Source organism: Accumulibacter sp. (genome assembly GCF_032229525.1).
Classification (GTDB): Bacteria; Pseudomonadota; Gammaproteobacteria; order Burkholderiales; family Rhodocyclaceae; genus Accumulibacter.
The window spans coordinates 24,352-43,343 of the sequence record NZ_JAVTWB010000174.1 but is presented as its reverse complement, the minus strand read 5'-3'; the positions used below and the strand labels follow the sequence as shown (position 1 = coordinate 43,343).

At 60.8% G+C, this 18,992-nt stretch carries 19 protein-coding genes; 16 read left to right on the top strand and 3 right to left on the bottom strand.

Annotated elements, in window-relative coordinates; genetic code table 11:
* Positions 1-701: 701 nt before the first annotated feature.
* From RUW20_RS13505 to motD, 13 genes are all read left to right on the top strand, one after another.
* A complete protein-coding gene (locus RUW20_RS13505; protein ID WP_313952758.1) occupies positions 702-2,399 on the top strand; it encodes a methyl-accepting chemotaxis protein in 1,698 nt (565 codons plus the stop codon).
* 111 nt (positions 2,400-2,510) lie between these two features.
* A complete protein-coding gene (locus RUW20_RS13500; RefSeq protein WP_313952757.1) occupies positions 2,511-3,479 on the top strand; it encodes a chemotaxis protein in 969 nt (322 codons plus the stop codon).
* A 26-nt stretch (positions 3,480-3,505) separates the two neighbouring features.
* On the top strand, positions 3,506-4,444 hold the full coding sequence (locus RUW20_RS13495) for a chemotaxis protein (protein WP_313952756.1): 939 nt from the start codon (positions 3,506-3,508) through the stop codon (positions 4,442-4,444).
* A 21-nt stretch (positions 4,445-4,465) separates the two neighbouring features.
* Positions 4,466-4,855: a chemotaxis response regulator CheY gene (gene cheY / locus RUW20_RS13490; RefSeq protein WP_313952755.1), complete on the top strand. Its 390-nt coding sequence runs from the start codon at positions 4,466-4,468 to the stop codon at positions 4,853-4,855.
* Position 4,856: 1 nt separating this feature from the next.
* Positions 4,857-5,726: a protein phosphatase CheZ gene (cheZ, locus tag RUW20_RS13485; protein ID WP_313952754.1), complete on the top strand. Its 870-nt coding sequence runs from the start codon at positions 4,857-4,859 to the stop codon at positions 5,724-5,726.
* A 10-nt stretch (positions 5,727-5,736) separates the two neighbouring features.
* Positions 5,737-7,686: a chemotaxis protein CheA gene (locus RUW20_RS13480; RefSeq protein WP_313952753.1), complete on the top strand. Its 1,950-nt coding sequence runs from the start codon at positions 5,737-5,739 to the stop codon at positions 7,684-7,686.
* 181 nt (positions 7,687-7,867) lie between these two features.
* On the top strand, positions 7,868-9,007 hold the full coding sequence (gene flhB, locus RUW20_RS13475; RefSeq protein WP_313952752.1) for a flagellar biosynthesis protein FlhB: 1,140 nt from the start codon (positions 7,868-7,870) through the stop codon (positions 9,005-9,007).
* Positions 9,000-11,087, top strand: a complete 2,088-nt coding sequence (gene flhA / locus RUW20_RS13470; protein ID WP_313952751.1) for a flagellar biosynthesis protein FlhA — start codon at positions 9,000-9,002, stop codon at positions 11,085-11,087. The genes flhB and flhA overlap by 8 nt, the downstream gene beginning before the upstream one ends.
* The gene (flhF, locus tag RUW20_RS13465; protein ID WP_313952750.1) at positions 11,084-12,442 is read left to right on the top strand and encodes a flagellar biosynthesis protein FlhF; all 1,359 of its coding nucleotides are present in this window, start codon (positions 11,084-11,086) and stop codon (positions 12,440-12,442) included. The genes flhA and flhF overlap by 4 nt, the downstream gene beginning before the upstream one ends.
* Complete coding sequence (locus tag RUW20_RS13460; protein WP_313952749.1) at positions 12,435-13,319, top strand: AAA family ATPase; 885 nt, start codon at positions 12,435-12,437, stop codon at positions 13,317-13,319. The genes flhF and RUW20_RS13460 overlap by 8 nt, the downstream gene beginning before the upstream one ends.
* 17 nt (positions 13,320-13,336) lie before the next feature.
* On the top strand, positions 13,337-14,083 hold the full coding sequence (locus tag RUW20_RS13455; protein WP_313952748.1) for an RNA polymerase sigma factor FliA: 747 nt from the start codon (positions 13,337-13,339) through the stop codon (positions 14,081-14,083).
* Entirely contained in the window at positions 14,076-14,816 is a 741-nt protein-coding gene (locus RUW20_RS13450; RefSeq protein ID WP_313952747.1) for a flagellar motor protein, read from the top strand. The genes RUW20_RS13455 and RUW20_RS13450 overlap by 8 nt, the downstream gene beginning before the upstream one ends.
* Before the next feature lie 3 nt (positions 14,817-14,819).
* Positions 14,820-15,650: a flagellar motor protein MotD gene (gene motD / locus RUW20_RS13445; protein WP_313952746.1), complete on the top strand. Its 831-nt coding sequence runs from the start codon at positions 14,820-14,822 to the stop codon at positions 15,648-15,650.
* Between the two features lie 12 nt (positions 15,651-15,662).
* Here the strand turns inward: motD and RUW20_RS13440 are convergent, their stop codons facing one another.
* The 3 genes from RUW20_RS13440 to flgA all read right to left on the bottom strand — a co-directional run bounded on the left by RUW20_RS13440 (position 15,663) and on the right by flgA (position 17,244).
* Positions 15,663-16,121, bottom strand: coding sequence for a flagella synthesis protein FlgN (locus RUW20_RS13440; RefSeq protein ID WP_409559366.1), 459 nt, complete (start codon positions 16,119-16,121; stop codon positions 15,663-15,665).
* A gap of 38 nt (positions 16,122-16,159) precedes the next feature.
* On the bottom strand, positions 16,160-16,447 hold the full coding sequence (flgM, locus tag RUW20_RS13435) for a flagellar biosynthesis anti-sigma factor FlgM (RefSeq protein ID WP_313952744.1): 288 nt from the start codon (positions 16,445-16,447) through the stop codon (positions 16,160-16,162).
* 92 nt (positions 16,448-16,539) lie between these two features.
* A complete protein-coding gene (gene flgA / locus RUW20_RS13430) occupies positions 16,540-17,244 on the bottom strand; it encodes a flagellar basal body P-ring formation chaperone FlgA (protein WP_313952743.1) in 705 nt (234 codons plus the stop codon).
* A 212-nt stretch (positions 17,245-17,456) separates the two neighbouring features.
* Here flgA and flgB point away from each other — a divergent pair, with 212 nt between their 5' ends.
* The 3 genes from flgB to RUW20_RS13415 are packed head-to-tail and all read left to right on the top strand — an operon-like array spanning position 17,457 to position 18,978.
* The gene (gene flgB / locus RUW20_RS13425) at positions 17,457-17,861 is read left to right on the top strand and encodes a flagellar basal body rod protein FlgB (RefSeq protein ID WP_313952742.1); all 405 of its coding nucleotides are present in this window, start codon (positions 17,457-17,459) and stop codon (positions 17,859-17,861) included.
* 3 nt (positions 17,862-17,864) lie between these two features.
* Complete coding sequence (gene flgC, locus RUW20_RS13420) at positions 17,865-18,269, top strand: flagellar basal body rod protein FlgC (RefSeq protein WP_313952741.1); 405 nt, start codon at positions 17,865-17,867, stop codon at positions 18,267-18,269.
* Positions 18,270-18,294: 25 nt separating this feature from the next.
* A complete protein-coding gene (locus RUW20_RS13415) occupies positions 18,295-18,978 on the top strand; it encodes a flagellar hook assembly protein FlgD (RefSeq protein WP_313952740.1) in 684 nt (227 codons plus the stop codon).
* Positions 18,979-18,992 lie beyond the last annotated feature (14 nt).

Sequence of the window (18,992 nt, the reverse complement as noted above, 5' to 3'; positions counted from 1 at the left end):
CCCGCGCGGGAGAAGCAACCGTGTTTGACGTCAAGCGTTTTCTGGTTGCCAAGGGCCGGGGATGAGGGAAACGGGCATGACTTTCATTATCGGGGGTGTCCCGACAGTTCATGACCGTTAGGGCCGTTGCCGGGCGGGCCGGCCCGCCCGGCCGGGGCGGCCGATAACAAATGTCGGCGGCCGGCCTAAAGTTCTTCTTTTTCGTGCCGATAATTGTTGTTGGGGGCTGATGAGCTATGCAACGAGGTCGTCGCTGCAGTCCGCCAGTTGGTCCGGGGATACGCGGCATGTCTCAGCGGTTTGCCGGTTAAATTAGATAAGGAAGGCTGCTGTCTGGCTTGTATTGGTGGGCTTGTTCGATGCCTCTGGCAAGAAACATGATCACACGGTTCGATCAGCTTGGCGTTCATTTTGCTGTCGATGATGCGGATGCTTGCCTTCGCGCCGTTTGGCATTGCCGCCAACGCAGATCGTCTTGAGGAGATCGTCGACGACAAGATACGCCAACCGAACTGATCGGCCATAGGCCCGATGCGGTGCATGTTGTCGCCCCGGGGGATGGCGCCACTACTTATCGGGCATCAAGTTGGCGCGCACTGTGCGGCAGGGAACTAGTTCACCGCAAACGCTAAAGAACAGGTAACTTATGTCGTAGACCATCGTAGTGGTGAGGTGGCCAATAATAATGAGGAGGAGCGAAGATGGGCGGAGTCGCGTGGAAGATTCGTGCAGCAATGCTGCTTCAGGTCATGGCGGCGGCGTTGGCCGGCTGGTTGGGTAATGGCGTATTCGGTGGTGGCGTAAATGGCTGGCTTCTTGCCCTCGGTGTCCTGGTGGTGATCTCTCTCGTACTCGGTCTGCTGCTCGAAAAGAGCCTCGTCGGTCGTTTGAATTCCCTGCGGGAGGTGATCGCCGGCATGTATGCGGACGGCGACCTGACCAAGCGTGCGCCGGAGCAGGGAAGCGATGAAATCGCGGCCCTGACGACCGATTTCAATCGCTTGATCGGGAGTTTTTCGACCATCGTCGGCAAGGTCCTGTTCAACGCGGTCGAGGTCGCCAACGCTTCCAAACAGCTGATGGGCGATGCCAACCGTGTCGCTTCGGGGTCGAACAAGCAGCGTGACGCCGCTGTGGCTACCGCCAGCGCGATGGGCGAGTTGACCGACAACATGGATCAGGTGAGCCAGAGTGCCGGTGAAACGGCGGACATTGCGGAGACCTCGAACAGCTTGTCGACCGATGGCATGAAGATCGTGCACAGTGCGTCGGCAGAAATGGAGCTGATCGCCGCCTCGGTGACCCAGTCAGCGAAGGTTGTTTGCGCGCTCGGTGAGCGGTCGAAGGCTATCAGTGGCATCGTCCAGACGATTCGCGAAATTGCTGACCAGACCAACTTGCTGGCGCTCAATGCGGCGATCGAGGCCGCGCGCGCCGGTGACCAGGGGCGCGGTTTTGCCGTCGTCGCCGACGAGGTGCGCAAGCTGGCCGAACGGACATCGCAGGCGACTGGCGAAATCAGTCAGATGATTTCGGCGATTCAGGGCGAGACGCAGAGTGCGATTACCAGTATCGAGGCCGGTAGCGGGCAGGCGCGCAACGGCGCGGAGCTTGCACAGCAGGCGGCTGAGTCGCTCGAGCGCATCAATAGCGGCGCGCGGGCAACGATGGAGAAAGTCGATGCGATCACGGCCGCCGTCGCGCAGCAGAGTCGAACCGGGCAGAGGATTGCCGACCATGTTCGCGGGATCAAGGACATGGCCGACGCCAACAACGCCGTGGCAACCGAGACCCTGGCAGCTGTCGATCACGTTGAATGCCTGGCCGAGAATCTCCGGGAAATCAGTAACGTGTTCAAGCTCGGCGCGCTGGGTGAGCAGGCCTTGGCCACCCATGCCAGAATGCCGGAAATCGTCAAGCAGGCGGCGGCAGGGATTGGCCAGATTTTCGACAAAGCCGTCGATACGGGCAAGATCAAGATCGACGACCTGTTCGATGACCGCTACCAGCCGATCTCAAACACCCGGCCGCAGAAGTTCAAGAGCCGCTTCGACGATTTCACTGATCAGAGCGTGGCGCCACTGCAGGAAGCGGTGTTGGAGCAGTACAAATGGGCCATCTACGCAATTGCGATCGATCGCAACGCCTATGTTCCGACCCACAACCGCAAGTTTTCGCAGCCGTTGACAGGCAACGAGAAAGTCGATTTCGTGAATAACCGTACCAAGCGTGTCTTCGATGATCCGGTCGGCAAGCGCACCGGCAGTCACCAGCAGCCCTTTCTGCTGCAGACTTACCGGCGTGATACCGGCGAGGTGGTGCATGACATCTCGGCACCGATTCATGTCAAGGGCCGACACTGGGGTGGTTTCCGCATTGGCTACAAGACCGAAGTCTGAGCCGGTATCTGGGTTTGGCTGCCCGCTGGTCGATCACGCCGCGGTGATGCCTGTTTGATCGGGATTTCCGGGGTAAAGCGTGTGCTGGTTCTTGCGCGAGGGAAAAGAGCAATGTCAGAGTTACTGAAGAACATCGATGCCCGTACCAAACTGGCGGGGACCAACAAGCTGGAGATCCTGTTGTTCTCTCTCGGCATGGATGCGCGTACCGGGCGACAAGAGACTTTCGGTATCAATGTCTTCAAGGTCCGCGAGGTGATGCGGACGCCGCTGATTACGGCGGCCCCCGACATGCCGGCGTCAGTGGAAGGGATGGTCAGTCTGCGCGGCATTCTGGTACCGGTGGTCGATCTGACGCGTTATGCGCGGGTGGACACCGAGGCGCCGCGCTCGATCATGATCGTCACCGAGTACGCCGGCCACACGCAGGGTTTTCTGGTCGAGGGGGTGGACACCATTCTGCGCCTCGACTGGAGTCAGATGCGGGTGCCGCCAGCGATGCTGATGGCCGAGATGGGTGGCCTGGTTACCGCGGTCACCGAGTTGCCGGATGGCCGGCTGGTGATGTTGATGGATGTCGAGAAGATCTTGTCGGAGACCACCAAGTACGACGACGAGACCGTCTACCGCAACATCAAACCGATCGGCAATCCCCAACTGACGGTGTATTTTGCCGACGACTCGGCGGTCGCGCGCAAGCAGATCCAGCGGACGCTGGAGGCGATGGACGTAAAATACGTGGCGGCGATCAATGGTCGCGACGCCTGGGACGAGCTCGAGAAGGTGGCGGCGTGCGCGCAAGCCGCCGGGCAGGACGTGAGCGATCTGGTCAGTCTGGTACTGACGGACATCGAAATGCCCGAGATGGATGGTTACATTCTGACCAAGAAGATCAAATCCGACGCTCGCTTTGCTGGTGTACCGGTGATCATGCATTCGTCTTTGTCGGGGATGTCGAACCAGCAACTTGGCAAGTCCGTTGGCGTTGATGAGTATGTGCCCAAGTTCGAGCCGCAACGCTTGTCGGAAACGCTGGCGCGAAGACTGATCGGTGCTGTCCCCGCGCTGCAGTTGAGCTGATCTCGCGATTTATCTGGAGCGATACGATGGATGTGGCTGAAAGGAAAGACCTGCTTGAGGGAATCGACGCGAGGACCCGCCTGGCGGGTTCCAACAAGATGGAGATTCTGCTGTTCTCCCTCGGAACGCGTGAGACCTTCGGGATCAACGTCTTCAAGGTGCGCGAGGTTGGACTCACGCCGCACATTACCAAGACACCGAATATGCCACGCGGGGTCGAAGGCCTGATTTCCCTGCGCGGCAACGTCATCCCGGTGTTGTCCTTGCTCTCCTTCCTGGAGCACAAGGACCAACCCCGTGAGTACGGCAAGACGATGATGGTGGCCGAGTACTCCAAGCGAACCCTCGGCTTTCTGGTGCACGAGGTGGATCGGATCATCCGTGTCGACTGGGAGCGAGTAAAGGCTCCCGAAAGCGTCCTGTCCGCCAACCAGGGTCTGATCACCGCGATTACCGAACTCGACGACGGCAAGCTGGTATCGATTCTCGATGTCGAGCAGATTCTGGCCAACGCCTTTGGCGAGGCGATCATCGTCGATATTCAGCCAGCCAAGGTTGGCGAGGATGTCAGCATATTCTTCGCGGATGACTCGATTGTCGCCCGGCGGAAGATCGCCGAGGTGCTCGATAAACTGGGTGTCAAGCACAAGTATGCGACCAACGGTGCCGAAGCGTGGAGTCGCTTGCAGGGAATCGCTGCGCACGCCAGCCAGACCGGGAAAGGGGTGCGCGAGGAGGTCCGCCTGATTCTGGTCGACGCAGAAATGCCGGAGATGGACGGTTACGTCCTGACCAAGAACATCAAGAGCGATAGGCGTTTTGAGGGTATTCCGGTGGTGATGCATTCATCGTTATCGTCGGAGGCCAACCATGCCATGGGTAAGGCGGTTGGTGTTGACGCCTACGTCGGAAAATTCGACGCGGAAGTCCTCGCCGACACCCTGCGCCCCCTGCTCGAGCACTGAAAGAAAGAATAGGAGTAAAGAATGGCTGATCCGAAGCTGAGAATTCTGGTGGTGGACGATTTTTCGACGATGCGGCGCATTGTCCGGAATCTCCTCAAGGAACTGGGTTTCTCCAATGTCGATGAGGCGGAAGATGGGGCGATCGCGCTCCAGAAGCTGACTGCTGGGGGGTTCGAGTTCGTAGTGACCGACTGGAACATGCCGAACATGGATGGACTGCAACTGCTGCAGGCGATTCGTAGCACCCCGGCGCTCAAGCACCTGCCAGTGATGATGATTACCGCTGAGGCCAAAAAGGAAAACATCATTGCCGCAGCACAAGCCGGGGCAAGCGGCTACATCGTCAAGCCTTTCACTGCAGCAACACTCGCCGAGAAGCTGCAAAAGATTTTTGACAAGATGGGTGGCTGAGATGAGCGATTCGAATACGTCCGGGGACTCGAGCGAACTCGAGGCACTGTTCGATAGCATCAGCTTGGAAGTTGCCTCGACCCTACCGCCGGCGCCGACCGCAGCGGCCAAGCCGTCGCTGATGCAGCAGTTGCGCGAGGTCCAGGGGGAAGTGGACGATAGCGACGAATTGCAGGCCTTGTTCGAGGCGGTAGTCTCGGCTCAGCGCACTGACTCTGCGCCAGCAGACCAGGAGTCGTCCCCCGCCGGGCAAGAAGCGAACGTCAACGACAAGGTGTTTCAGCGCGTCGGCCAGATGGCCAGACAGCTGCATGACACGCTCGGCGAGCTCGGCTATCACCAACTCCTCGACAGTGCCGTTGCTGCCTTGCCGGATGCCGCGGACCGCCTCAATTACGTCGCCACGCTCACCGAGCAGGCGGCGTGCAAGGTATTGAATGCAACCGACCTTGCCAATCCGCTGCAAGACGAGTTGGAGGTAAGTTCGGCGGCCCTGGCGGGGCGGTGGGATGCGTTGTATGCCAATCAGATGAGTGTTGATGAGTTCAAGCGTCTGGCTGAAGAGACACGCACTTTCCTGAAAGAAGGCTTGCCGCAGAAGACCGGGGCAACCAAAGCACAGCTGCTCGAGATCATGATGGCGCAGGATTTTCAGGATCTTACCGGGCAGGTGATCAAGAAGACGATTGCCGTGGCGCAGGAACTGGAGGCGCAACTGATGGGGGTGCTGATCGAGACCATGCCCGGCGAGCGGCGCACCGAATCGGTGATGAGTTTGCTCAACGGGCCGGTAATCAACGCCGAGGGTCGCAGTGATGTCGTGGCTACGCAGCAGCAGGTCGATGACCTGCTCGGCAGCCTCGGATTCTAGGGGGTGCAAGATGAGTGATTTTGCCGGGATGGAAGACCTCCTGCAGGATTTCCTGCAGGAAGCCGGTGACCTGCTGTCGGATGTCGACAACAAGCTCGTTGATCTCGAAAAATATCCGGATGACGGTCGTTTGCTCAACGATATTTTCCGGGGCTTTCACACGATCAAGGGCGGCGCCGGATTTCTCAATGCCAGCGAACTGGTAACCCTCTGTCACCTGACCGAGAACCTGTTCGACAAGCTCAGAAACGCCGAGAGGACGCTTACGCCAGCTTTGATGGATACCATCATGGCCGCTACCCAGGGCGTTCGTAACATGTTTGGCGAGATCGCCCAGGGCAGACAGCCCGCCCCGGCTGAGCATCAGGTCACGGCCAGCTTGCGAGCTGCGCTGGAGGGCGTCGAAGAGCGTCTCGGCACGCCGGCGGCCGGGCAGCCGACGGACAAGGCGATCAAGGAGGCGCTGCCTCAGGCTCGCGTAGCCGGCGCCGCACCGGCTGCTGCGGCGCCGGCTACCGATCCCGATTGGCACCTGTTGCATCAGGCGTTGCTTGGCCAGACGGCGGCTTCCGTACCTGTGACGGCCCCTGGCACCGTTGCTGCGCCTGCCGCCGGGGTTGATCTGGCCGCACTGCAGCCGCATTTCCCGCCCGAAGGACGCCGCGCTACGGACAAGCCAGGGGCCGTGGCGGGCGGTGTCAGCGCCGGTCGGCGTGCGGAAGAGAAAGCTGCCCCGCGCGAGACGACGATCAGGGTGGATACTGCGCGCCTGGATCAGGTGCTCAACCTGTCCGGTGAGATCGGCTTGACGAAGAACCGGCTGACCAGCCTGCGCGCTGACATCCTCGCCGGCAGAAACGACACCGAGACCTTGCAGGCGCTCGACCAGGCGGTCAGCCAGCTCGACCTGCTGGTTTCCGATCTGCAGAACTCGGTGATGAAGACGCGGATGCAGCCGATTGGCCGCTTGTTCCAGAAATACCCGCGTATTGCGCGTGATCTGGCGCGGCAGTTGGGCAAGGACGTCGAGTTGGTGCTGGTCGGCGAAGAGACCGAAGTCGACAAAACGATGATCGAGGATCTCGCCGATCCGCTGGTTCACCTGATTCGCAACGCTGTCGATCATGGTGTGGAGTCGCCTGAGGAGCGGGAAGCAGCCGGCAAGCCGGTGAAGAGCGTTGTCCGCCTGGAAGCGCGCCAGGAGGGCGATCACATCGTGCTGACGATTGCCGACGACGGCCGTGGGATGAGTCCTGAGCGCATCCGGGCGAAAGCGATCGAGAAGAACATCATCAGCGAAGAGGAGGCTAATGCGCTGGATGAGCGGCAGAGCCTCAATCTGGTCTTTCTGCCCGGTTTTTCGACCATGGCGCAGGCGTCGGCGGTATCAGGCCGTGGCGTTGGCATGGACGTGGTGAAGACCAATATCCAGAAACTGAACGGTTCCATCGAGATCCGTTCCGAACTCGGCAAGGGTTCCATATTCGTCATTCATCTACCGCTGACGCTGGCGATTCTGCCGGTCCTGCTCGTTCTGCTGGGTGATCAGCCCTTCGCGCTGCCCCTCTCGATGGTCAGGGAAATCCTGCCAATCGACCACGAACGAATGCAGGAAGTGGGTGGTCGGGAGACGATGGTTGTCCGTGGCGAGATCCTGCCGGTGATTGCGCTCTCGCGTTTGCTTGGCTGGCCGCAGCTGCAGCCGGCCGAGTACGGGGTGTTGATGCAGACCGCGGAGCGCAGTTTCATTCTCGCGGTCGACGACTTTGCCGGCCGCGATGATGCGGTGATCAAGGCGCTTGTTGATTTCCGCCCGCGTGGCGTGGCTGGCGTGACGACCCTCTCGAACGGTCAGATCGTCCTGATCCTGGATCTGAAGGAACTGCTTACCGATCTGGCCGCCCCTAGTGAGAGTGAAGCACGCAGTGCTCCGCCGAGGGCGCTGGCATTCTCCGCGTAGAAGACTGGCGTCAGCCAGGCAGTTTTTTGCAGGGGGCTACGGCCCCCTGTTCGTTTTTTCGTTGCCGGGAGAACTGTTGCTCTTGTGCCACTATCCGAGAATTGGCCTAAATAACATCTCATACTGCCCTATTTATTAAAGTTTTTTCCTATAATAGCCACGAGTACACTGGAAGCTCGAAATGGCTGAGGAAAGCGACCTCGAAAAAACCGAAACGGCGTCAGCAAGGCGTCTTGAGCAGGCACGCGAGGAGGGGCAGGTCCCGCGCTCGCGGGAGGTCGGCACGTTCCTGATTCTGCTCGTTGGCGCGGCAGCATTCTGGTTGGTCGGTCCATGGATCGTCGAGCGGGTGTCAGGGATCTTTCGCCGTGGTCTGGTGGTCGACCAGGCTCTGGCACGCGAGCCGGCACTGATGCTGGTTCGGCTGGCCGATATCTCGGTCGATGCCATGCTCTCGTTCGCACCGCTGTTTGGCGCGCTGATCGCCGCCGCGCTGCTGTCGCCGTTTTTTGTCGGCAGCTGGAATTTTTCGCCAAAGGCCCTGCAACCGGACGTCAGTCGTCTGAATCCGCTCAAGGGCCTGTCCCGCATCGTTTCCTGGAGCGGGCTGGTGGAGCTGATCAAGGCGGTGGTCAAATCGTCCTTGATCGGTGGCGTCGCGGTCTGGGTTCTTTGGAATGAGAGCGGTGGTCTGCTGGACATGTTCGCGCAATCGATCGAGGTCGGTTTGTCGAGCGCTGCTCATTTGCTCAGCTTCAGCTTTCTGGTGATCGTTTCGGCGATGCTGCTGATCGTTGTCGTGGACGTGCCGTTCCAAATCTGGCAGTACCACGACAAGCTCAAGATGAGTCGCCAGGAAGTCAAGCAGGAAGGCAAGGAGCTTGAGGGGAACCCCGAGATCAAGGGCCGCATCCGCCAGTTGCAGCGCGAGGCGGCTCGCAAACGGATGATGGCCGCGGTGCCGGCAGCCGACGTGATTGTCACCAATCCGACCCATTACGCCGTGGCGCTGGCCTACAAGAGTGGCATGGGGGCGCCGAAGCTGTTGGCCAAGGGGGCCGGTGAGATTGCCCTCAAGATACGTGAAGTCGGCGCGCAGAACGGTGTGCCAACGGTCGAAGCCGCTCCTCTGGCGCGAGCGCTCTATCGCCATGCGGAACTCGACCAGGAAATCCCCGCGGCGCTCTACGCAGCGGTTGCCGAGGTGCTGGCCTATGTCTATCAGTTGAACAGCTGGCGCGAGGCGGGCGGCCGGTATCCGCAACCGCCGAGGGAGATTGCCGTTCCGGTCGAATTGATCACGGAGGAGGTGCATGGCTAACGCCGGCGTGCTGGCGCTGCAGGGCCTCTTCGTTCGTTTTGGCCACCGGCAACTGGCCGGCCCGGTGTTGATTCTGGCGATCCTGGCGATGATGGTGTTGCCATTGCCGCCTTTTGCACTGGATCTCTTCTTCACCTTCAACATTGCCATTTCGGTGATCGTCATGCTGGTCGCGATGAGCGTGATGAAGCCGCTGGATTTCTCCGTTTTTCCGACGGTGCTGCTGGTCACGACGCTTCTGCGGCTGTCCCTCAATGTGGCATCGACGCGGGTTGTTCTGCTCGACGGACATACCGGTCCCGGGGCGGCAGGACAGGTCATCGAGGCGTTCGGGCACTTTCTGGTCGGCGGTAATTATGCGGTAGGCCTCGTCGTGTTCACCATTCTGGTGATTATCAATTTCGTCGTCATCACCAAGGGTGCCGGACGGGTCGCCGAAGTGGCGGCACGGTTCACCCTTGACGCCATGCCAGGCAAGCAGATGGCGATCGATGCGGACCTCAACGCTGGCCTGATCGGTGAGGATGACGCACGTCAGCGCCGTACGACGATAGCCCAGGAGGCGGATTTCTTCGGGTCGATGGACGGTGCGTCGAAGTTTGTTCGCGGCGACGCGGTCGCCGGCATCCTGATCATGTTGATCAACGTTGTTGGTGGCCTGTTCGTCGGCGTGCTCCAGCACGGCCTGGACATCGGCACGGCGGCCAAGACCTACACCCTGTTGACGATTGGCGATGGCCTGGTGGCACAGATCCCGGCGCTGATCATCTCCATTGCCGCGGGCATGGTGGTGACGCGCGTCGGTGACGATCAGGATGTTTCGCAGCAGTTTGTCGCGCAGTTGTTCAACAATCCGAGGCTGGTGTTTCTGACCGCCGCGATCATCGGCTTGCTGGGTTTGATTCCCGGTATGCCCAATTTTGTCTTCCTGCTGCTGGCGAGCCTTCTGGCCACCATCGCCTGGCGGATGGAGAAACGGGATCGCGTCGCCTCGCCGCTGCCGGTGGCCGCGGCCCCGGTCGCGGCACGGGAAGCGCAGGAGGCCAGTTGGGCCGACGTCACGGCCCTCGACGTCCTCGGCCTGGAGGTTGGCTACCGCTTGATTCCTCTGGTCGACAAGGCGCAGGACGGAGAACTGCTTCGCCGTATCCGGGGCATACGCAAGAAATTTGCCCAGGAAGTGGGGTTCCTGGTCGCGCCGATTCACATTCGCGACAATCTCGAACTGAAACCCAATGCCTACAAGATTCTGCTCAAAGGCGTCGAGATAGGCGCGGGAGAAGCCTTTCCGGGGAACCTGCTGGCAATCAATCCCGGGCGGGTGGCCGGGCAGGTTGCGGGCACGGTTACCAAGGATCCCGCCTACGGTCTACCGGCGGTGTGGATTGACACAGCACTGCGGGAGCAGGCACAAGCCTACGGGTACACCGTCGTCGATGCCAGTACGGTGACTGCCACTCATCTCAATCAGCTGATCCTCTCGCACGCTGCGGAGCTGCTGGGACGACAGGAAACGCAAGCGCTGCTTGATCATTTGGCCAAGGATATGCCCAAGCTGGTCGAGGATGTGGTGCCCAAGCTGCTGGCGCTCGGCGTTTTCCAGAAGGTTTTGCGCAACCTGCTGGAAGAAGGCGTTCACCTTCGCGATATGCGAACGATCATCGAAACACTGGCCGACGTTGCGCCCAACTCGCAGGATCCCGAGGTGCTGACTGCACAGGTGCGGATTGCGCTGGGTCGTTCGATCGTCCAGGAGCTTTTCCCGGGAGTAGCCGAAATGCAGGTGATGTCACTTGATCCGCAACTGGAACGCATTCTTCTCCAGGCCGTCGCCGGCGGCGGCGATGGCACCAGCATTGAGCCGGGTCTGGCCGATACCCTGGTCCGGGAGGCGGTTGCCGCAGCCCAGCGTCAGGAAGAGATCGGCTTGCCGACCGTCCTCTTGGTGCCGGGAAATCTGCGCACCTTGTTGTCGCGTTTTTTGCGCCGCAGCATCTCGCAGCTGAAGGTGCTTGCGCATGGTGAAGTGCCGGAAAACAGAATCATCAAAGTTACCTCTATCATCGGGGGCAGGGTATGAACGTCAGGAAATTCATTGCCGCGACGGCGCGGGACGCATTGCGCAAGGTCAAGGAGACGCTCGGACCGGACGCGATCATCCTGTCCAATCGCGGTATTCCGGGAGGCGTCGAAATCATGGCGGTTGCCGCTCAGGACATGGAGATGATCATTCCCACCGGCGAGCGCGATGCGTTGCCACGTGGTAAGGACTCCGCAGGCCACTTGTTCGAGACGAGTAAGGGGCGGGCAGCTGTAGCGGGCGGCCAGCCGCGGGCGCAGGTGGCGGCGCCAGCACAGTCGGCCCAGGGCGTGCCGCCGACCCGTCCAGCGCCGCCGCTCGCGGCGCGACCCCTGTCGCAGGTCAACCTGCCGCCGCCGCAGCCCAGGAGCGCTCCGCAGCCGGAGGCAGAAGTGGTTCCTGCGGCTGTGATGGATGAGATCCGCAGTCTGCGAAGGATCGTCGAGCAACACCTGGCCGGCTTTGCATGGGGAGAGTCTGCCCGCGTTGAGCCGGTCAAGACCGAGATTCTTCGCCAACTGCTTGATGCCGGCTTCTCGCCACAGTTTGCGCGCGAGTTGCTCGCCGAGTTGCCGCGTGATCTGGGCGTCGGACAGGCACTGGCCTGGGTGAGAGGCGGCGCAGACCGTGCCATGTTGACCACCAACAGCGAGACCGACATTGTCGACCGTGGCGGTATTTATGCGCTGGTCGGACCAACCGGGGTCGGCAAGACCACCACTACGGCCAAGCTTGCCGCACGCTGCGTGCTGCGTCACGGTGCCAGAAAGCTTGCTCTGGTGACGACGGATGGCTACCGGATCGGTGCCCACGAACAGCTGCGAATCTATGGCCGCATCCTTGGCGTTTCGGTTCATCTGGCCAAGGATGCCGAAGATCTGCGGGCTACGTTGCAGGATCTGCAGCACACCCACATGGTCCTGATCGACACCATGGGCATGAGCCAGCGCGACCGCCTGGTGCGAGAGCAGGTGGCGATGTTCGGTGACAACGACGTCAAGTCCCTGCTGGTCCTTTCGGCGACCAGCCGCGGCGACACCCTGGACGATGTGGTCAAGGCTTACAGCGGGCTGCAAAGCCTTGCCGGTTGTATCCTGACCAAGGTGGACGAAGCCGCCAGTCTGGCCGCCTCGGTCGATGTGATCATCCGTCATCGCTTGCGCCTGTACTACGTCTCGAACGGGCAGCGGGTGCCGGAAGACCTGCACCTGCCCAATCGCCCCTATCTGCTGCATCGGGCATTCAAGGACCTGCCCGAGAGTTCGCCGCATCGCCTGGCCGGTGTCGAGCCCGGCTTGATGATGGCCAGCGCCGCTTCGAGCGTTGCGTCTGCGGGAGGAGCTCATCGTGGCTGAGCTTCGGGGAGATCAGGCGGCTGGTTTGCGGCGCCTGTTTAGTCGTCCGTCACTGCGAGTGGTCACTTTTGCTGCCGGCAGCATTGGCGTTGGCAAGAGCGTGCTGGTGGCCAATCTGGCGGCTTCTCTGGCCCGTCAAGGCAAGGACGTGCTGGTGGTGGACGAGAATACTGACGACAACATCGCAGCCTATTTCGGCGCCCTTGCCCGGTATGATCTGCAGCAGGTGATCGATCGGGAGAAGTCGCTGTCGGAAGTGATCCTGCCGGTGGCACCCGGCGTCCGCGTCCTGCCGGCGGCCAGAGTGATCAAGCAGCTTGCCCGCTTGAGCGCCGCCGAGCAGCGAATCCTGCTCGAGAGCCTTGGGCAGATCGGCCGGCCGGCGGACGTCGTGCTGGTTGATAGTTCACTTGATCACCCGCTCGGTTTTTCGCCGCTCGGTCTTGCCGCGCACGAGGCGGTCATCGTCGTCTCGCCGAACGGTGCTTCGATTACCGAGGCCTATGCGCTGATCAAGAAAGTCAGCCTGGCCTATTCACGTAAGCACTTCCGGATCCTGGTGAACAAGGCGCGGGCCGCCGGCGAGGCGCGGGCGGTTTACGACAACCTCGCCGAGGTGGCGCACAGTCGCCGGCTCGCTTGCCTCGACTATGCCGGCTACGTGCCGATCGACGAGCGCCTGCGACAGGCTTCCCGACTTTGTCAGCCGGTTGCCGGGCTGTTTCCGGATTCGCCGTCGGCCGAGGCGTACCAAGGTTTGGCCAGCAGTCTGCTCAACTGGCCAGCAGCCGAGACTGACGTCGGCGGGCTCGAACATTTCGTGCAACAACTGCTACACTTGAGCCAACGTATCGACCCGACAGCTATCTACGCCTGATCGCTCTACAATGACGCATGTATAACGCTGCTGGTCAGATCAACAAGGAGCAGCTGGTCCAGCGCTTCGCCCCGATGGTGAAGCGCATCGCTTGCCATCTGATGGTGCGCCTGCCTGCCAGCGTCCAACTTGACGATCTGGTGCAGAACGGCATGCTCGGCCTGCTTGATGCCATTGGCCGTTTCGAGACTGGCATGGGCGCCCAGTTTGAAGCTTATGCGGCGCAACGTGTGCGCGGCTCAATGCTCGATGGCCTGCGTGAGAACGATTGGTTGCCGCGCAGCTTGCGACGCGGCTGTCGGCGCATAGAAGTGGCTATTGCTCAACTGGAACAGGAAAACGGCCGTGCACCCACCGAAAGCGAGCTTGCCGACTCTCTGGGCATGGCACTTGCTGATTATCAGCAGATGCTGCAGGACGCTCGCGGGCACCAGCTCGTTTATCTCGAAGATCTGGTGGCCGAGGGCGGCGAGGATTTTCTCGAGCGTCATCTGGTGGAGGGTGGCGCCGATCCGGCGAAGCTCTTCGATGAGGCCAATCTCCGCCAGGCGATGGTCGAGGCGATCGCGGTTCTCCCGGAGCGCGAAAAACTGGTGATGGCGCTTTACTACGAGCAGGATCTCAATCTCAGGGAGATTGGCGAGGTCATGGCTATCACTGAATCACGGGTGTGCCAGTTGCACAGCCAGGCGGTGATGAGACTGCGTGCCCGCCTGGCCGGTGGCGCGGGAAAGCCGCAGAAAAAGGCGCAACGCGATGGATAGGATCAGCGTGCTCGGCTTGCTGTTCGGCTTTCTGGCAATTGTCGGTGGCCAGATTCTCGAAGGGGGGCACCTGGCATCGCTGTCGCAGCCGACGGCCCTGCTGATCGTCGTCGGCGGCACGCTGGGCGCGGTCATGTTGCAGAGCCCCTATGCCACGTTTCTCCGCGGTATCCGGATGGCGAAATGGATCTTGCGGCCCCCGGTGGTCAATCCGCGGCAGGTGATTCAGCAGATTACCGGCTGGAGTCAGGTGTCACGGCGGGAAGGCCTGCTGGCGCTGGACGCAGTGGTCAACGAGCTGAAAGACGAGTTCACGCGCAAGGGGCTTCAGCTGCTGGTCGACGGCGCCGAACCCGAGAGACTGCGAGAGGTTCTCGACGTCGAGATCAACACTTTTGATCACGAAATGAAGCTCTCCGCCAGAATATGGGAGGCGGCCGGCGGCTACTCGCCGACGATCGGCATCCTCGGTGCGGTGATGGGATTGATTCAGGTGATGGAGAATCTTTCCGATCCGTCCAAACTTGGCGCGGGCATCGCGGTGGCGTTCGTGGCAACGATCTACGGTGTTGGCCTGGCCAATCTGGTTTACCTGCCGATCGCCAACAAGTTGAAGGCGCACATCAACCGCCTCATCGTACAGCGCGAAATGATCGTGGACGGGCTGGTGGGGATCGCCAATGGTGATAATCCACGCATCATCGAAAGCCGCCTCCAGGGTTATATCTTCTAGTCGATGGCACGTCGAAAGCCCATCGAAGAGCATGACAATCACGAGCGCTGGCTGGTGTCGTACGCAGATTTCATTACCCTGCTGTTTGCCTTCTTCGTGGTGATGTATGCGCTTTCCTCGGTGAATGAGGGCAAGTATCGCGTTCTCAGCGATTCCATGGTCAGCGCTTTCCGCAATGTTCCGGTCAACAGCGTTGGCCAACTGTCGCTGGTGATACCAACGCCGGCGCCAGTGCAGAAGCCGAGTCTGGCAAGCAAGACACAGGAAAAGGTCCGACAGAAGCAGCGTCAGGAGATGCGCAATGTGGCCAAAGAGATTCTCGAAGTGATGGCGCCGCTGGTCGAGCAGGGGAAAGTTCGCATTCTTGAAACCAGTCGCGGCGTGACCATAGAAATCAACGACAGCATTCTCTTTTCGCCAGGGCAGGCGTTGATTCAACCACCCTTGGCGAAAGCCATGCAATCGGTGGCCGCGGTGCTGGTTGCCACCGATTTCCCGATCACCATCGAGGGCCACACCGACGACGTTCCGATCAAGAACGCGCAATTCCCTTCGAACTGGGAGCTTTCGGCAGTACGGGCAACGACGGTATTGCGCCTGTTTGCCGATGCTGGCGTAGCCGCCACGCGCCTGACGGCAATCGGTTACGCTGACACGCGTCCGGTGGAGCCCAATGTTCTGGCCGATGGACGGGCGCGCAACCGGCGGGTGTCGATTCTCATCGACTCGCAGATTCCGGAAACGGGAACCGAGGTCCAGCTGCAGGAGCAACAGACGGTGGAGCCCGATCGGGCCTCGCCGGGACGCGCCGCGCCGCCGGCAGCAGCGCGCTGACGCGTCTAGCGTCTAGGCACTATCGCTGATGCGGCGACCGCTGGGCGGGGTCTTTTGCCCGTCCGGGCCGTACAGATTGGCAGATGCGTTGCTGCCCATGAGAGTTTCGAGCGCTAGCGCGTTGTGTTGCATGCGCACCTGAATCAGTTCGCCATTCACCCGATTCAGCTCCCGCGCCTGGCCAGCCAGGGAGAGCAACGAAGACCAGGCGGATCGCGCGCGAACTTCAGCGGGATTCGCCGCGAACCAGCTGGCCATTCCAGTGCCATCCGTATCCGTAGTCAGACCGCTCGCCCGTAGCAACATGCTGCGTTGCGCCGCCAGGGTCGCCAGTTTCGCAGCGACGGCGTCTTTCTGGCGAACCAGTTCGATCAGATCATCGACTTGACCCTTCACCAGCATTTCCTGCTCACGTTCGAGCAGGGCGACAAAGTCTTCTACCGTGGCGGCTTCGGCGTCGACGGTTCTCACCAATGCGGCTGCATCTGACGCCGTCATTTTTGCGGGAATCAGCTTTGCCGTTGCGAGCTGACGAGTTCACTGGCCGAGGCAATCAGTCGGTCGGCAATGGCCTCGGTATTGATGGTGAACCGACCTTCGGCGATTGCCTGCTTGATATCGGCAACGCGGGTCGCATCGAACGCCGGCGCTTCTCCCGAATACTGCAGTTGCGCAGCCAATTCGCTGAGATGAACGTCGGTAGTGGTATCTGCTGCCGGTCTGGTGACGCTGCTGCTGCTCGTGCGCGTCGCGCTATGGACATTGCCAACAGTGCTTGTTGTGCTGTCGATTTTCACGGTAGTGCCCCTTGAACGATTACTCTCACTTCTTCTATCGGCGAAGGACAGCAGAACTTTAACATTTTCTGGCGGATACGGGCGGAGAGGCGTCAATACGAAACTTCAACGATACCCCCGGCGCGCGCGACGCCGCTGACTACCTGCCCGGAAGCGGTCCGAACCTGGGCAATCTGGCCGTCTATGGCGTTGTTCAGCGCCTTTCCTTCGTTGCTGACCGTGAAGCCCCGACCAGCCGACAGCAATCTGACGCTTTGTCCCTGCTGAACAGCCCATGGTGCGGTCAGCAGGTCACTGCGTAGTGGCTGGCCGGCTGCGACGCCGTTTCTGACGGTCTTGCCCACTGCCTGCGCCAGATCGGTGACGATGGTGGTCGGTAGAGTCCCGAGATCACCGTTTTGCATGAACACGTCCGAGGCACTGACGATCTGGCCCGGATTCAACTGCCGGGCGGTCACCAGGTAGCTTCCGGAAATACGGATTTGTACCGGCACATAGACTGTCCACGGGGTCGGGGCGAGGCAGCGAACGCCGACGGTCGTTCTTCCCCAGAGCCGACTTCCCGCAGGCAGGAAGGGCTCGAAAGTGCTGCAGGGCGCGGCCTGGGCATGCTGGTCAAGATGGCCGACGGTGTAGCTCACCTTGCCGGGTAGCCCTTGGGTCTGGACACGCAGATAGCTGTCCACAGCACCGGACAGGGTAGCCTGGGCGTGTGCCCCATTGCCGATCATAGCCAGGAGAGCGAGGAACAGCCTCAGCAAGACGGCGCGGTGCTGGAGAAGGTAAAGGATGGACATGCCCCATTCTGCCTGATTCTGCTGAACTCGCGAAGTAGCCCCGCGGCCGGCGCCTGGCGGCCCTGGCGGCAATATTTGCCGCGGAGCCGGCAATTGCGGCCCTGGCGGTCTGACCATCCGACCCCGAATCGGTTGATGACAGGATGCATGGGCTGTGGCACGGGTATTGCTTGAACAGTCCTTAGAAGAACACAGTGTGAAGCGAGGTCATCATGGTCAGCAAGATTCAAGAGGCACTTTCCTTCCAGCAGCAAGCGCTGAGTCTGCGCGCCAATCGGCAGCAGGTGCTGGCGGGCAATATTGCCAACGCCGATACGCCGAACTACAAGGCACGTGATTTTGATTTTACGACCGCGCTGCAGAATGCCGTCAGCGGCCGTGGCGAAGGGAGCCTGCAACTGGCTACCACTTCTCCGCGCCATTCCCGAGGGAGTGCTGACGCTGGTCCGGTGCCGCTGATGTATCGCCAGCCGACGCAAGCAAGCGCCGACGGCAACACCGTCGAGATGGACATCGAGCGGGCTCAGTTTGCCGGCAATGCATTCTTCTACGAGGCCGGTGTGACTTTTCTCTCCGGCCGGATCAGAACCTTGCAGGCTGCGATCCAGGGGCAATAAGAGATGAGCATTCTCAATACTTTCAATGTTGCCGGTAGCGCGATGACCGCCCAGGCAATCCGCCTGAACGCGGTTGCCAGCAACCTGGCCAACGCCGACAGCGTGGTCGGCTCCGACGGTAAACCCTATCGCGCCAAACAGGTGGTTTTCGCGGCGACGCCGATGGGCAGTGCTGCGGCACAAGGGGTACGGGTCACACAGGTGGTCGAGGACAGCAGTCCCGGTCGCAAACTCTATGACCCACGCAACCCGGTCGCCGACGAAACGGGCTACGTAACGATGCCCAACGTCAGCGTGGTGGACGAAATGACCAACATGATATCGGCGTCGCGTGCATACCAGACCAACGCCGAGGTCATGAACACCGCCAAGCAACTGCTGCTCAAGACGCTGACGCTTGGCCAGTAAGAGTCCAATTCACGAGGAGAAACTGATGGCCGCCGTACAACCCAGCACTTCAGGCAACGACTACCTGGCTTCGCTCAACACGCAGGCCAAAGCGGGCACCAACCAGCTGGTTTCGACCAGCGAGGAAGTGCAGAACCGCTTTCTCAAGCTGCTGGTGACGCAGTTGAAGAACCAGGATCCGCTGAACCCGCTCGACAACGCTGCGGTGACCTCGCAGATATCACAGATCAGTACCGTCACCGGCATCGAAAAGCTCAATACGACGCTCGAGACCTTGCTCGGGACCTACAACGACGGCCAGGCGGTGCAGGCCGCAGCCTTGATCGGCAAGAGCGTTCTGGTCGCCGGTTCAGGCCTCTCCCTGGCCAACGGCGTGGCCAATGGTGGTGTCAATTTATCGGCACCTGCGGATAACGTGACCCTGTCGATTCTCGGCGCAAACGGCAACGTGCTGCAGAGCCAGAGCCTCGGTGCGCGCGACGCTGGCAGCTTCGCCTTTACCTGGGATGGCATGACCGACGGCGGGGTGGTCGCCCCACCGGGGAGCTACAGTTTTGCGGTCAGTGCCGTCCGTGGTAACGAACCGGTGTCAGCCGAAGCGCTGCAAATTGGCACGGTTAATGCTTTAGTTAAAGACAAGGGCGCTTTCCAGCTCGACCTCGGTGGGCTGGGGCGGGTGGGTATCCACCAAGTCCAGCAAATTCTCTAGAAGCAGGGGGCAAA